The 15220-nt window shown below is 33.6% G+C and carries 14 protein-coding genes; 5 read left to right on the forward strand and 9 right to left on the reverse strand.

All coding sequences use genetic code 11. From position 1 onward, the window contains the following. Window position 1: 1 nt before the first annotated feature. The 3 genes from MK119_RS17355 to MK119_RS17365 form a co-directional block, all read right to left on the reverse strand. Complete coding sequence (locus tag MK119_RS17355; protein ID WP_290681284.1) at window positions 2–2158, reverse strand: VIT and VWA domain-containing protein; 2157 nt, start codon at window positions 2156–2158, stop codon at window positions 2–4. A gap of 171 nt (window positions 2159–2329) precedes the next feature. Beyond that, window positions 2330–2575: a hypothetical protein gene (locus tag MK119_RS17360; protein WP_290681286.1), complete on the reverse strand. Its 246-nt coding sequence runs from the start codon at window positions 2573–2575 to the stop codon at window positions 2330–2332. Between the two features lie 120 nt (window positions 2576–2695). Further along, complete coding sequence (locus tag MK119_RS17365; RefSeq protein WP_290681288.1) at window positions 2696–2917, reverse strand: hypothetical protein; 222 nt, start codon at window positions 2915–2917, stop codon at window positions 2696–2698. 504 nt (window positions 2918–3421) lie between these two features. Here MK119_RS17365 and MK119_RS17370 point away from each other — a divergent pair. The 3 genes from MK119_RS17370 to MK119_RS17380 all read left to right on the forward strand — a co-directional run bounded on the left by MK119_RS17370 (window position 3422) and on the right by MK119_RS17380 (window position 6343). Then, on the forward strand, window positions 3422–3589 hold the full coding sequence (locus MK119_RS17370) for a HEAT repeat domain-containing protein (RefSeq protein WP_290681291.1): 168 nt from the start codon (window positions 3422–3424) through the stop codon (window positions 3587–3589). Window positions 3590–4093: 504 nt separating this feature from the next. Continuing rightward, window positions 4094–5713, forward strand: coding sequence for a CotH kinase family protein (locus MK119_RS17375; RefSeq protein WP_290681322.1), 1620 nt, complete (start codon window positions 4094–4096; stop codon window positions 5711–5713). Between the two features lie 81 nt (window positions 5714–5794). Continuing rightward, window positions 5795–6343: an acyl-CoA thioesterase gene (locus MK119_RS17380; protein WP_290681326.1), complete on the forward strand. Its 549-nt coding sequence runs from the start codon at window positions 5795–5797 to the stop codon at window positions 6341–6343. Between the two features lie 41 nt (window positions 6344–6384). On the opposite strand, the gene MK119_RS17385 is transcribed toward MK119_RS17380, so the two are convergent. Beyond that, window positions 6385–6714, reverse strand: coding sequence for a T9SS type A sorting domain-containing protein (locus tag MK119_RS17385; RefSeq protein ID WP_290681330.1), 330 nt, complete (start codon window positions 6712–6714; stop codon window positions 6385–6387). Window positions 6715–6914: 200 nt separating this feature from the next. Between MK119_RS17385 and MK119_RS17390 the strand changes: the two genes are divergently transcribed. Continuing rightward, a complete protein-coding gene (locus MK119_RS17390) occupies window positions 6915–8198 on the forward strand; it encodes a hypothetical protein (RefSeq protein ID WP_290681333.1) in 1284 nt (427 codons plus the stop codon). 111 nt (window positions 8199–8309) lie between these two features. Here the strand turns inward: MK119_RS17390 and MK119_RS24400 are convergent, their stop codons facing one another. After that, window positions 8310–8399: a T9SS type A sorting domain-containing protein gene (locus tag MK119_RS24400; protein ID WP_366512840.1), complete on the reverse strand. Its 90-nt coding sequence runs from the start codon at window positions 8397–8399 to the stop codon at window positions 8310–8312. A gap of 149 nt (window positions 8400–8548) precedes the next feature. On the opposite strand from MK119_RS24400, the gene MK119_RS17395 reads away from it, so the two are divergent. Further along, complete coding sequence (locus MK119_RS17395; RefSeq protein ID WP_290681337.1) at window positions 8549–8752, forward strand: hypothetical protein; 204 nt, start codon at window positions 8549–8551, stop codon at window positions 8750–8752. Window positions 8753–9017: 265 nt separating this feature from the next. Here MK119_RS17395 and MK119_RS17400 read toward each other — a convergent pair whose 3' ends face one another. The 4 genes from MK119_RS17400 to rpmH all read right to left on the reverse strand — a co-directional run bounded on the left by MK119_RS17400 (window position 9018) and on the right by rpmH (window position 15098). Beyond that, a complete protein-coding gene (locus tag MK119_RS17400; protein WP_290681340.1) occupies window positions 9018–10472 on the reverse strand; it encodes a sigma 54-interacting transcriptional regulator in 1455 nt (484 codons plus the stop codon). Window positions 10473–10560: 88 nt separating this feature from the next. Then, window positions 10561–11712: a VWA domain-containing protein gene (locus tag MK119_RS17405; RefSeq protein ID WP_290681382.1), complete on the reverse strand. Its 1152-nt coding sequence runs from the start codon at window positions 11710–11712 to the stop codon at window positions 10561–10563. A 266-nt stretch (window positions 11713–11978) separates the two neighbouring features. Then, a complete protein-coding gene (gene carB, locus MK119_RS17410) occupies window positions 11979–14834 on the reverse strand; it encodes a carbamoyl-phosphate synthase large subunit (protein ID WP_290681343.1) in 2856 nt (951 codons plus the stop codon). A gap of 105 nt (window positions 14835–14939) precedes the next feature. After that, window positions 14940–15098: a 50S ribosomal protein L34 gene (gene rpmH, locus MK119_RS17415; RefSeq protein WP_108113866.1), complete on the reverse strand. Its 159-nt coding sequence runs from the start codon at window positions 15096–15098 to the stop codon at window positions 14940–14942. Window positions 15099–15220: the final 122 nt, after the last annotated feature.

A 15220-nucleotide genomic window follows, 5' to 3' on the forward strand; every position in this document is an offset into this window, starting at 1 on the left:
ATTAATTCTTTATGGTTACGGTTACTTTTTGTCCAAGGCTGAATACTTCGTTTACATCCAACAAGTTGATTCGCTCAAGCAATACTTCGTTTACAATCCAACTGCCATTTATTAGAATTTCAACTTTTAATATCGTACCATTTTTAGCTACTTGCACACGAATTCCATCGTACTTTTTCAAATACTTTTCTACGATTTTTGCATAATTTTCACGGAACCAAGTGATTGCTTTTTCATTTAAGCTTTTAGTATATGCTTTAGCTACTTTGGTGCGCTTCTTTCTTTTAATGAATGTTTTTCCTTTTACAGAAGCTTCTGCTCCTACCGCACTATTGTTTACATTTTTTGGCATTGGCAATGGTTGCTTTACTTCTTTACGATTACCATTTTTGTTTACAACTTCATTATCTATAGCAACAAATGAGGTGTATTGTGTTACTAAATTGTACTTGATTCCAAGTTTTATGACTTCTTGCTTTGTATGATCTCCAAAACGTCTTCTATAATCGTCTAAACGTTCTATTTTTTTACGTGCCCATAAGTAACGAAGTGCTTCATTGTCTTTGCTTAACATACCATCTGCTACACGAAATTCTTTTTGAAAAACACCATTTCCAGTTTGTCCAGTAATGGTTAATGTTCCTGTGGCATCGCCTCTGTACTTTCCGAATACTAGAATAGGACGCGAAGCAAATACATCAGGAATGCTACTTGGCGTAACATCGTACGCATCGAAACCATCTGCTTTGATACGAATTTGCGTCAATAAAGGTGATTTGATATAGTTTCTGAACTTTTCGGCAACTTCATTTGCTTCATTCATTTCCGTTGCTATAAACGATTCGCTACTGCTTACTTTTGCCATTCCTTCTAATAAATATCTGTTTACACCTGAACCAATTCCGAAGGTAAATACATTGGCTTGTCCTAAGTTTTTCTCTATCATCTCAAAAGCCTGACGTTCTATACTTACATAACCATCCGTAATAACGACCATTGATCGTGCACTAGTTTTGTCCTTTCTTGGCAATGCATACGCTGTTTTTAAAGCATTAAGCAGATTTGTTCCGCCACCGCCACGAACATTAGTTAAGAAGTTGAATCCTTGTTGAATGTTTTCTGGAGTACATGTTAACGGTTCTGGTGATAATACACGTGATCCTCCGGCAAATAATAAAATGTTATAACGATCTGTTTCTGGAAGATTTACCAATAAGTTGCGTAATAGTTTTTTAGATACTTCCATCGGATAACCGTTCATAGAACCTGAAACATCAACTACGAATAAGTATTCTTTTGCAGTCGGTTTTATTTGTACAGAAGCTTTTGGTGGCTCCATCATATAGGCGAAGAATTTTTCTCCATCTTCTTCATATAGTAATAATCCAGATTGAATTTCATTTCCGCGCATTCCGTATTTTAGGATAAAATCGCGATTGGAAGGATTTTTATTTTCGCTTGTCAATGCAACTTCTGCTTTCCTTGTATTTGGGTAATTTACCTTGATTTTATGTGTATTTGATGTAACATCAGCAATAGGAATTCCAGCATTGATTTGTACATTTAAATCATACTCAAATGTATCTGGAACACCTTTTTTAGTATATGGTTGATTGAACACAGTTTCTCCTGACGCATTTTCTCCTGTAAATCGTGGTCCGACAACGCCTGGAAATACAAATTCATACGTTCCTGCTAAAGGCACTAACATTTCTGTATAATAAATATCAATGGTTACGATATCGTTTTGAACTATATTTCCAACGTTCATTTGAAATACATTTGGACGATGTTGATCGAGTTTTGCAGCTCTTTTTCCTTCTTTTAAGGCTTTATCGTATACGCGCTGTGCTTCTTGTTTTTCAAAGATTTTTGCATTGATGGTACGATCGCCAATGGTCATTTGCATTTTATGTACAGCTGCTTGTGTAGATAATGGAAATACATATTTTGCTTCAATGGGAATACTGCCTGTGTTTTGATAAGTCTGTGCAATATGTACATGTGCAATATTTCCAGAAATTTTCACATCTGCTTTCGTAGATTTTAAAGGGATGACTGCATTTGGCGTAAGGACTTCTAGATATGGACTTTCTGTTTTTTGTGCAAATCCAAAACTGGACATCAGTGCGATTAGGAAGATACAAATATGTTTCATAGGATTGTGATTTTGATAGTTTCTATTTGTTTGATGTATCAAATATCCTATGGAAACTGTGTAAAATTTGAGTCGTTCTAGAATTCGTTGTGCATTATTTAGAATTCGTTTGTATTGTCTGATTCGTTATACTAATATTTTACTTTATGAATGCTCATTATTAAACGTGAATTATTGTATTGCACCATCAAATACTCCAGTATTATCATATTTAGATACTCTTTTTATTTGCTTGCCATTAGCTCCTTTAAAAGATTCATAAAGAGGTTTTCTTCCTCTAAATTTATCATATGTCAGTACTTCAGGAAATTCATCGAAAGTAAGAAAATCGTAGCGTTTCGCATCTTTAAATCCTTTTGATGGAATTATGTGTAATACTTCTTTTTTAATATCTATTGTATTCCCTTGTTGTGTCATGTATATCTTTTTTTTGAGACGAATATGATTTCCTGCTAAACACGTAAATCCATCATCTTTGAATGTTAACGACTCAACTACAGGAACACTTTCAATATTACTTCGTAAAGCATCATATACTCACAAAAAACTGATAACATCTCCATCTATTTTAGTCACTTGACTATCAACTTCAGCTAACTGTGCTTCTAACTCTAATTCAATGGCGTAACCATCGTCATTTTTAGTATATTTTAATACAAAAGGAGTTGCATAAAGATAATAGCCTCCTACTTTACTAATCAAATCGTCTATTTCAGTAATCAGCCATAGAGAATCTTTACCAATAACAGCTGGAGTCATTTTTATATTATAAGTTCAACTTCCTATTAATTCACCATCTTTATGGGCTACTATTCCAAAATCTTTAAATAAATAATCCTCCGTTATATGCTCACTTTTAATAGCTATTTGTTTGGCTTTTGCTTCTTCAAATTACCCTCACATCAACAAAAAAATACACCAAATACTATCAATAAATTAAATGTTCTCATAATAGCTGTTTTTGATGAATTCAAAGTTAATACATTAACTAAATAATAAAATGATAAGCTACAATTCCCTAAATTGTTCTATATTTTAAAAGTTATAACTGTATTTTTACTGAACTCTAATTCAAATGTAAAATATGTGCCAAACCCAAGATTATTTTATTTTCTGTAGTTGTTCAGACAAAAATGAAGATCCTAATACTTATGAACATACCTTATACTAAATGCCTTAGATGATGTAAATAAGAATTTTAGCAAGCAGCAAATTGAATTCCTGTGTAAGTTTAAAACCTACAGAGATGTCGTAAAGTTAAGTTTGATAGACGCCTTTTCTTGGATTGACGATGAAAAAGTTATTGATGTCTTGATTGAATTTTCAAAAGACAAAAATTCTGGAGTACGAGAAACAGCAGTATCTAAATTAGGAAATCTTACAGAATCAACGAATGTAAAAATTAGCAAAGCACTTTGGAACAGCGTCTAAGACAAAAATAAAGAGGTAAGACATACGGCGATTTTGGCTTTGTCTGAATGAAAAAAAGAAAATATAAAAGCTATACTACTCAAAGAACTTCAAAAGATCGACGGACAAGGTCTCCTTATCTTAAATGCAATTGAAAATTTAAATGTCAAAAGTTTTATCCCGCATATAGAACTCCAAATTGAGAAACACAAGAACAGAAGTAATGATCTCATAAAATTACTTCAAGGTACAATAAACAGATTAAGTTCCAATCAATAATTTATCTCATTACACGGTTTAATCTTGAAAGTAAAAAATAAAAAAGACTGGTCTATGTTAAAAAAACACCACGTTAAACCACATGTTCCTACACGTAATTATACCTGATTTACAGTGAATTACAATCTATTTTCTGTTTTTCAACTGATTTTTCTGCTATATTTAATTCAAAGAAAATAACTACTAACCTTTAATTATATAGCCATGAAACGTTCCTTTTTATATCTTTTTATCACAAGTTTATGTTTGCATATATCCTGCAAAACCAATATTGAACCTATTGTACTTTTTCAAACTGCATATAGTACAGTCCAAGATTCTATTACGATTGTCGACGATGAAAATGCGCTGCTAACAGTTTCTTTGAATGATACGCATGCATACTCTAAATATACCTATTCATTGAGTAATGAAGATGGAACAATTTATACAAACGATATACTTCAACTTTCCAAAAAGTTTTCGATAGATTTAAAAAAATTAGCCAAACTCAAAAAGTATTCAAATCAAGATGTTGAACTGAATGTAACGCTTGTTGGAGATGGTATTCGTAAAACTATTAAACGTGATATTGATTACCTATTTGATGCTACTTCTCCAATTCCGTATGTAGTAATACAAACGAAAACTGGAGCTTTTCCTGTAAACAGAGATCGATTAGAAGCTGATTTTACGTTTTATGATGTTCCCATGAAAGATGGCTGGTATAGTTTGAATGGATCATATCAAGCTACTTCAGGAACCATTCATGCCAGAGGACAAGGAAGTATGGCGTTTCCAAAGAAAAGCTTTTCGCTCAACTTTGGAAAAGAGAATGCAATGTCTATTATGGGCATGCCATCAAGTCACAAATGGGTAATGATTGCCAATTGGGTTGACACGTCTCAGTTATGCAATAAGGTTTCCTACGACACCTATGCTGAAATGGGAAATTACGGCCCACAAAGTAGACATGTACAAGTATTTTTAAACGGGGAATATTGGGGATTATATACGTACGGAGAAAAAATACAACAAGGAAAAAATCATGTAAATACTTACAAGAAAAGTGATGGTGGATTTATTGTAAAAGAGGTGGACAATTTACCTGATTTTACAACGGTTACAGGAAGAACATTTCAATATGAATATCCAGACAATGAAGACGCTATACCTGAACAAAAGACTCACATTCAAAACACTATTAATTCCTACGAAAACGAAGTATTGAATGGAATGGAATGGGAAAAGAGTGTTGCTGAAGAAGCCGAAATAGATTATTTCATCATGGCAGATGTTTTTGCAAATCCCGATAGTTATTTTAATGGAAAAAATGTGTTTTATTTTTTGAATCTAGATAATAAGTTAGAACCTGTGATTTGGGACTTTATTTGGGCTTTTGGTACGCCGTATTATGTGTGTTATGGTAACAATCCTTGGTGCTATATTTATTCTCCTATTGGAGCGCAATACTGTACTGAAATGTATTGTTCTCTCTGGGTCAGAAATGGGTACTCTGCTAATATGGAACTCATGTATGGAAATCCAAAATATAAAAATCAACTAGGATATAACCGCTTTTTATTGATGGAAGATTATATGAAATCTGTTCAAAATGTGAATATGTATAAAAACCGTTACTATGATTGGAGAAATGGTACAAACGGAAAAAAACCTGTTTTGTCTGACGCCAATATTTTAAGAAGAACCGATGAATTAATTGCAATTTTACGATCTGGAGAGATTTATAAAAAAGATAGCATTCGTTGGTCAGTATATCCTGATTTTCAAAAGAAACGTTTTTCTCCTGAAACTATTCGCAACAAAATAAAAGAACGCTTGGAGTTTATGGATCAAATGGTAAAAGATTTAAAAGTTCAGCGTTAGTTTTTATTAAATCTAACTTAGACATACTGTCATTTTAGAAAAAGATACTGTAACTTTATAGTAACTATTTAAAGTATTACTATGAGCATACAGTATAAATCTGCCGAAGATTCCAGAGTTGTCATTTCTGAGTTGATGTTGCCATCACATTCTAATTTTAGTGGAAAAATTCATGGTGGTTATATTCTATCGTTGTTAGATCAGATTGCATTTGCTTGTGCTTCCAAACATTCGCGAGCGTATTGTGTTACGGCTTCGGTAGATACTGTAGATTTTTTGAATCCGATTGAAGTTGGCGAATTGGTTACGATGCGCGCTTCTATCAATTATGTAGGACGTACTTCAATGGTTGTTGGTATTCGCGTAGAAGCTGAAAATATTCAAACTGGTGTTCTAAAACATTGCAATTCTTCCTATTTCACTATGGTTGCACGTGACGACGATGGAAACGGCGTGGAAGTAGATGGTTTACTTTTACAAAATACAACAGAGATTAAACGCTTTTTAAAAGCTTTAAAACGTATGGAAATGAAACGCAAACGTCATGAAGAATTTGATCGAGATGATTTTGTTCCTTCTGACTATGTATCTGATATAGAAAAGTATAAAATAAAGATAGAGATTCCGTAATTAACGAACGAGAAAGATATATACAATTAATTAGAATGGAATTATTTCTTTACGAAACGCTTTGTGATCGATTTTTTATCCGTAATCACTTTCACCAAATAAATTCCAGATTTCCATGAAGAAATATCGATCGCATTGTAAATTGTAGTTAATTTGCCTGTGTAAATTTTTCTACCAAGTAAATTATACACTTCTACAGCTGCATTCGTTTTTTGAGAAAGTCGGATGTTTAATTCATTCACTCCTGGATTTGGAGATATATTAAAAACTATTTCAGAATTTGAAGCAAATTGAGGACTAGCAGTGCTTTGTGCAAAGGTTGCTGTGCTAAATGATAGTAGTAAAATAAATAAAAGTAGTTTTTGCTTCACTCGTTAAAAATTTGGTGCTTTATACAAATGTAATAATTATTTACATAAATGACATTTTTTTAACATTCAATATACATTTTTTTAATTTTTATCAGTAAAACTACGTGGTTCTATATTCGAGTAAAAATCTTCTGTTACTAATTTTTTTTTAGCTGTTAATTTGTAAGAATAAGTATTAACTCACACAATGAATAAAAGTAATGAATCCATCTAATCAACTACTCAAACAAATATATAGTTTGTCTTTCTCTGTCAATTCTGCTTCTGGCCTATCTTGGGCACAAGATGATTGTAAAAGCGGAATGTTTGAAATGCAAAAATATATTACCAAAGTTGCTCATGATGTGCTCACAGAAACAACAGCTATTATTGGTGATTGGCAGGCAATTTGGGGACCGATTGTATACGCAAACGATCCTACCTCAACCTCTGTTCATGCTGATAATACTATGGGAATGTACTACAACGAAACTGAAAATACAATTGTAATCGCCATTGCTGGAACAAATATAAATTCACCTTATGGCTGGCTAGTAGAAGACTTTTCTGTAAACAAAACTGTTTCTTGGGAATTGGTAACAGGTGTACCAAGCTCAGGAAATATTTCTAATGGAACACATATTGGGCTTAACATTTTATTAAACATGACCAATTCAGAAGAGATTTCTGTAGTTACCGCCTTGAATAACTTTTTGAATAACAATCCAAGCTTACAAAATGTACAAGTTGCTGTAGCTGGTCATAGTCTAGGTGGTGCTTTATCTCCTACACTTGCATTATATTTAGTAGATAAGAAAAACGATTGGGATCCAAATAACAAAGCTTCAGTTGGTGCATTTCCAACCGCAGGACCTACTCCTGGTGATGAAGGATTTGCTTCGTACTACGAGAAACAAATTAAAGCTAAAAATATTTACTATTTAAGTCAGCACAATGCCTTGGATATTGTTCCACATGCATGGGAAAAAGGCGATTTAGCTAAGATTCCTACGATTTATGAAGAATACATCAAACAACCAAATGATGCTAATCCTGCTGAAACATTAACAGGTACGTTAGCTACAGTTGCAGCTTTAAATGCATTATCTGCTAAAAATATTGCTGGTATTCCTGTAAATCGCTATAAACAAATTTCTCCTTCAACAACTTTAGAAGGAAGTTTTGATACCAAAATTGATGAGAAAATATCCAAAACATTACGATATATCCGATTGGTATTACCGCTAGCTTTAGGAAAGTATGCTGCGTATTTACGAAATTTAGTTCGGTTTGCAGCACAAGCAGGCACACAGCACGTAAATGCATATTATTCACTACTAGATATTGAAGCATTTATTAATGCTTACAAAGAAATTTTAAAGAAAAACAAGCCTACTAATCAAGTAGTATTAGAACCATACGAACAAGCTGTAAAATCAATTGCGAATATTGATTTACAAAAAATTGACGCAGCTGCCATGCAACTCGCGCAAGAGAATCACTAGACTATTTAGGATAGTGACTAACCAACCATTTTTATTTATTGTTCATAAAAAACACTCCTTTTGGGAGTGTTTTTTCATTTTAGGGTTTTTACTACTACTGTATTCAACTATTTAACTTTTTACAAAACGCTTGGTTTGTGTAAAATTACCTGCAGTAACCTTCATTAAGTATATTCCACTATTCCATTGTGAAGTATCTATATTAGTGCTTTATTCCTCTAACTGCTTCGTTAAAATTTGTTTTCCTAACATATTATATACTTCAACATTTGCTAATGAGACTTTTTTACTACTTTAAAAATATCCAATCTATCATCGATGAAAAAACAATCTACTATGAACAACACATCATGCACAAACTTTATACTTTCTTATTTGCTTTAGAAGAAGTATTCGTTAATTTACATTCAAAAAATACTCCTATTTCAAATACTACTATTCGTGAATTCTCTAATTTAATTGATATACATTTAAATAAAATATCTATTACAGAATATGCAGATTTTTTGAATGTTACTCCTAAAAAACTAACTCAGTATACCAAAAACAATTAGAACTAACACCTTTAAAATATATACATCAAAAGCTGCTTACAGAAATTAAAAGAGACTTAACTTTTAAAAAATTAAGTCACAAATAAATTGCGTATTTATACAATTTCGATTCGCTTTCAAATTTTAGTTTGTTTATTAAGGCGCAAACGGTTCTAAGTCCCTCAGAATTACAAAACAGCTTTTAGAAAATTATCAATAAAAAAAAGTTTCTAAGCAATCATACGAATCCCCAGAAACATGTTATGCTATTTTAAGAAGCAGTTGTTTAGCTAAAAAAGTGTTTGCCAAAACCAGCAGAATCAATGGTAAATGCAGTACTGTTTTCAGAACGATCAAGTTTGTTATTGATGGTCAATGCCCACAAAACTAATTCTTTACAAAAAGCTTGATCTTCTTTGCTGTAATCAGCAGCATATTCTTTGATAACAACATCCAACGGTTTTACAGAATTGATACTTGTATAAAATTCATCGTCTGTATCTGTATAATTCAATTCGATAAAGTTATCTTCAAACCAACTTACAACGTCCGTATAAGTGGTTTTCACACCTTCTTTTTCAAGTTTTGGCACACGTGGAAAGATATCTTCAAATTGTGTCATAACAGCATTGTCAATCAAGATTTTTGCAACCTCATCGGCTCCTTCTTGTTCGCCTTCATACACCAACTCTATTTTCCCTGTAATTGACGGAATGATCGACATGAAATCTACCAAACGAATAGTTGTAGCTGCATCGCCAGTTTCTATTAAACGTAATTTTGCGGCTGCCATTAGGTTTTCCATCGCACTGATCGTTAAACGCGCACTGACACCACTTTTTGCATCTACATATTCACTATTTCTTGCTGCAAATGCTACTTCTTCTAGCAAGTCTTTTGCCAAATTTGGAATTTTTATGGCTGATTTATCTTCTTTAGAAACATTTGCTTCTTGCTCCGTTATTTGACGTGACAAGGCAATCGACTTTGGATAATGCGTAAAAATCTGCGAACCAATTCTATCTTTTAATGGCGTTACAATGCTACCTCTGTTTGTATAATCTTCTGGATTTGCCGTAAATACGAATTGGATATCAAGCGGCATTCTAAGTTGAAAACCACGTATTTGCACATCGCCTTCTTGCAAAATATTGAATAAAGATACTTGAATGCGCGCTTGCAAATCTGGCAATTCATTGATCACAAATATCGAACGATTGGCACGTGGAATCATTCCGTAATGCAATACACGTTCATCCGAATAAGGCAATTTTAATGTTGCCGCTTTTATCGGATCGATATCACCAATTAAATCTGAAACATTTACATCTGGAGTTGCTAGTTTTTCTAAGAAGCGTTCCGAACGATGTACCCAAGAAATTGGTGTTTCGTCTTCATGTTCTGCTAGTAAATCTTTGGCATATTTCGAAATTGGCACAAACGGACTGTCGTTAATTTCCGAACCTTTTACAATGGGCATGTATTCATCCAATAAATCTACCATACTACGTGCAATGCGAGTTTTGGCTTGCCCACGCAATCCTAATAAGTTAATATGATGTCCTGCTATTAAGGCTTTTTTTAATTGTGGAATTACCGTGTCTTCATAGCCTAACAAGCCTTCAAAAACCGGTTCATCGGCTTTGATTTTTGCAATTAGATTTGCTTGAATTTCTTCGTTTATAGTTTTATGTGTGTATCCTAAATCTATTAATTCTTTAAATGTGATATCTTGTTTCATTAGTGTATTATCCTTTTTCAGTTTGCATTTTTTATGTAATCTGTAACAAATGCTGTATTTATAATTTTATTAATGTCGTTTTGACAATTTATTGTATTCTTCGTTTTCTATTTTTTTCGTAATCTTCAAAAATCATTTGCCCCAAACCTGACAAACCTGTCAGGAATGCCTTTCCTCTATTTTGTTCTGTAAAGATTTCTACAAAACGTCTCAAATAGGGATCTTGAGCAATCATAAAGGTCGTGATCGGAATTTTGAGTTTTCGCGCTTGTGCTGCTTTTGTTAAGCATTTAGAAACGATGCGTTCATCTAGTCCAAAACTGTTTTTGTAAAATTCGCCATTGGGCAGAGTCAAACAACTTGGTTTTCCATCTGTAATCATAAAGATTTGTTTGTTGGTATTTCGCTTGCGGCGTAGAATATCCATTGCTAATTCCAATCCAGCAACAGTATTTGTGTGATACGGTCCAACTTTTAAATACGGTAAATCTTTGATTTTGATCGGCCATGCTTCATTTCCAAAGACAATAACATCAATAGAGTCTTTTGGGTATTTACGGTGAATTAATTCCACCAATGCCATGGCAACCTTTTTTGCAGGTGTGATACGATCTTCTCCATAGAGAATCATGGAATGACTGATATCGATCATTAAGACCGTGCTCATGTGTGATTTGTGTTTGGTTTCTTCGACGATAAGATCATTTTCTGTGATGCGTAAATCGCCAATTCCATTGTTGACTTGTGCATTTTTGATACTTTCCGTCATATTAATCATAGCCAAATCGTCTCCAAATTGAAACGATCTATGATCTCCCACGCGTTCATCTCCAGCACCTTGTTTGGTTGTTCGATGGTTTCCTAAACCGCTTTTCTTAAGTTTTCCAAATATTTGATCAAGTGCATACGAGCGTAATGCAGCTTCTAGTTTGGCTGTCAGCATCTTTTTTCCTGGACCCGGACCATTTCCATCCGTGCCTTGTTCAGGATCAATTTCTTCTTTGATGTAACCTCGTTTTTTAAGATCATCTTCAAAATCTTGAATCGTATAATCGTCTGTAAAGATATCGTATTCTGTATCTAAGGTTTCCAACCAATCAAAAGCTTCTTCAATATCGCCAGATGTATGCGTTAGAATATCTTTAAAAATATCAAACACACGCTCAAAATGCGATACTTCTTCTGGAATATGCTTACTAAACGTAAAGCCTTTTCCATAGTTAAAGTTCATACTGTTCATGAATTGTCCTTTCTCTTTCGGGTTTTCTAGTTGAAATAAGAAGTCACCCAACTAGTTTTCTTTTTCCTATAAAAATACGGAAAAGATTGGAGATAAAGTTCATTCAAAAAGTTTTATAATTTTTTTAGGTATTGGAAAGCTTGCTCAATATCTAATTCAAATTCACTCTAAAAAGCATTCATATATGTTTTCTTATTACATGAAAAAAGCCTTCTAATTAGATTTAGAAGGCTTTTGCTTTGTGTTATAAAGTACAAGTAAATTATTTATTTACTCAAATACATTTTTCTACGAGAGTATAAGTTGTAGAAGTCATCATCTTTTAAGCTATCAATAAATAGGATGCTTTCTCCTGTACTCTTCATTTCTGGTCCTAAACGCTTGTTTACATTCGGGAACTTGTTGAATGAGAATACTGGTTGTTTGATAGCGTATCCTTCTAATTGTGGATTGAAATCAAAGTCCGTTACTTTCTTCTCTCCTAACATTACTTTTGTTGCATAGTTTACATACGGTTCTTTGTATGCTTTTGCGATGAAAGGTACTGTACGAGAAGCTCTTGGATTGGCTTCAATGATGTATACCATATCATCTTTGATAGCAAACTGAATATTGATCAATCCGACAGTATTTAATGCTAAGGCAATCTTTTTAGTATGATCTTTGATTTGTTGCATTACAAATTCACCTAAGTTGAATGGTGGCAAAGTTGCATTTGAATCTCCTGAGTGAATTCCGCAAGGTTCAATATGCTCCATGATTCCAATGATGTATACATTTTCACCATCACAAATCGCATCTGCTTCTGCTTCTATCGCACCATCTAAGTAGTGATCTAATAAAAGTTTGTTGTTTGGAATTTTACGAAGTAAGTCAACTACAGTTTCTTCCAATTCTTGCTTGTTGATCACAATTTTCATTCCTTGTCCTCCAAGAACGTAGGACGGACGTACTAAGATTGGGAAGTTTAATTCGTCCGCTAGAGCTAATGCTTCATCTGCATTTTCAGCTACACCAAACTCTGGATATGGAATGTTGTTTTCTTTTAACAAGGTTGAGAAACTTCCTCTGTCTTCAGCTAAATCTAGTGATTGGAAGGTTGTTCCTATAATTTTAACGCCGTAACGATCTAGTTTTTCAGCAAGCTTTAAGGCAGTTTGTCCTCCTAACTGAACAATAACACCTTCTGGCTTTTCGTGCTGAATGATATCGTAAATATGTTCCCAGAAAACTGGTTCAAAGTATAATTTATCAGCTGTATCAAAGTCTGTAGAAACTGTTTCAGGATTACAGTTGATCATAATGGTTTCGTATCCACATTCAGCCGCAGCTAAAACTCCGTGTACACAACAGTAATCAAACTCAATACCTTGTCCAATTCTGTTTGGTCCTGAACCTAGTACTACAATCTTTTTACGATCTGTAACCACACTTTCATTGTGTACATAACGATTTCCATCTGCTGTTTCAATCTCAGCTTCAAACGTAGAATAATAGTACGGTGTTTTTGCTGTAAATTCTGCCGCACAGGTATCTACTAGCTTGTATACACGCTTGATTCCTAATTCTTCACGTTTTTTATAGACTTCACTTTCCCAACAACCTAACATGTGTGCAATTTGTCGGTCAGCAAATCCTTTTTGTTTTGCTTCTAATAATAAATCTTTTGAAATACTATCAATCTTATTGTGCGAAGAAATTTCTTTTTCAAGATTGTATAATTCTTCGTATTGCTTCAAGAACCACATGTCAATCTTAGTGATTTCGTAGATTCTGCTTAATGGAATTCCCATCTGAATCGCGTCATAAATCACAAAAACACGATCCCAAGATGCATGTCTTAGTTTGCTAATGATTTGATCGTAATTTTTATATCCTTTTCCATCAGCTCCTAAACCATTACGTTTAATTTCTAATGATTGTGTGGCTTTGTGTAAGGCTTCTTGGAACGAACGTCCAATTCCCATAACTTCTCCTACAGCTTTCATTTGAAGTCCTAATTCGCGATCTGAACCTTCAAACTTATCAAAGTTCCAACGTGGTATTTTTACAATTACATAGTCTAATGTTGGCTCAAATAACGCTGAAGTTGATTTTGTAATTTGGTTGTCTAATTCGTCAAGTGTATAACCGATGGCTAATTTTGAAGCAATTTTTGCAATTGGATATCCTGTAGCTTTACTTGCCAAAGCCGAAGAACGCGATACACGTGGATTGATTTCAATAGCAATGATTTCTTCTTGATCGTCTGGACTTACCGCAAACTGTACGTTACATCCACCTTCAAAATCTCCGATACTACGCATCATTTTGATCGCCATATCACGCATTTTTTGATAGGTACGATCAGATAAAGTCATTGCTGGTGCAACCGTGATAGAATCTCCTGTATGGATTCCCATTGGGTCCATATTTTCAATAGAACAGATAATTACTACGTTATCATTTTTGTCACGTAATAATTCTAATTCGTATTCTTTCCATCCCATCATCGCTTTATCAATCATTACTTCATGAATTGGCGATACTTCTAATCCACGGCGTAATAACTCATCAAAATCTGCTGGATCGTATACGATAGAAGCTCCTGCTCCACCTAATGTGTAGGATGCTCTAATTACTAATGGGAAACCAAACTCTTGTGCAATTTCTTTTCCTTTTAAGAAAGAAGTCGCAGTTGCTTGTGGTGCCATAGCAACACCTATTTTCCCCATCAATTCTCTAAACTTTTCGCGATCTTCTGTAATATTGATTGCATCAATATTTACTCCGATTAGTTTTACTCCAAAATCTTCCCATATTCCTTTTTCGTCAGCTTCAATACATAAGTTTAAAGCTGTTTGTCCTCCCATAGTTGGTAATACTGCATCAATTTGTGGATGCGCTTTCAATATTTCAATTATGGAACGTGTGTTTAGGGGTTTTAGATATACATGATCCGCCATAGATGGATCGGTCATGATAGTTGCTGGATTTGAATTGATTAAGATGGTTTCGATTCCATCTTCTCTAAGTGAGCGTAATGATTGTGATCCTGAGTAATCAAACTCACAGGCTTGACCAATTACGATTGGTCCTGATCCAATAATTAAAATGGATTTTAAGTCTTCTCTTTTTGGCATTAGTTTGTTGTGTGTTGTGTTGCGTAAAAATAAAAAAACATTTGGGTACAAAAAAAGGTGTCGCTTCTAAAAAAACAACACCTAATTTATATTACTACAATATCATTATTTCTTGTGTCTTAATTCAGATGACACAGATAATTTTTTTCTTCCTTTTGCTCTTCTACGAGCTAGCACTTTTCTACCGTTTACAGAAGCCATTCTTTCTCTGAAACCGTGCTTGTTTCTTCTTTTTCTTTTCGATGGTTGAAATGTTCTTTTCATTACTTAATATATCTTTAATTTCTCTTGAAAATAATTATAATTGCACGCGAGATTCCTTTCTAAAAGTGCGGCGCAAATATACAAAGAGTTTTCACTTTAACAAACAGATTTTAAAAAATATT

Source organism: Kordia sp., assembly GCF_022447245.1.
Classification (GTDB): domain Bacteria; phylum Bacteroidota; class Bacteroidia; order Flavobacteriales; family Flavobacteriaceae; genus Kordia.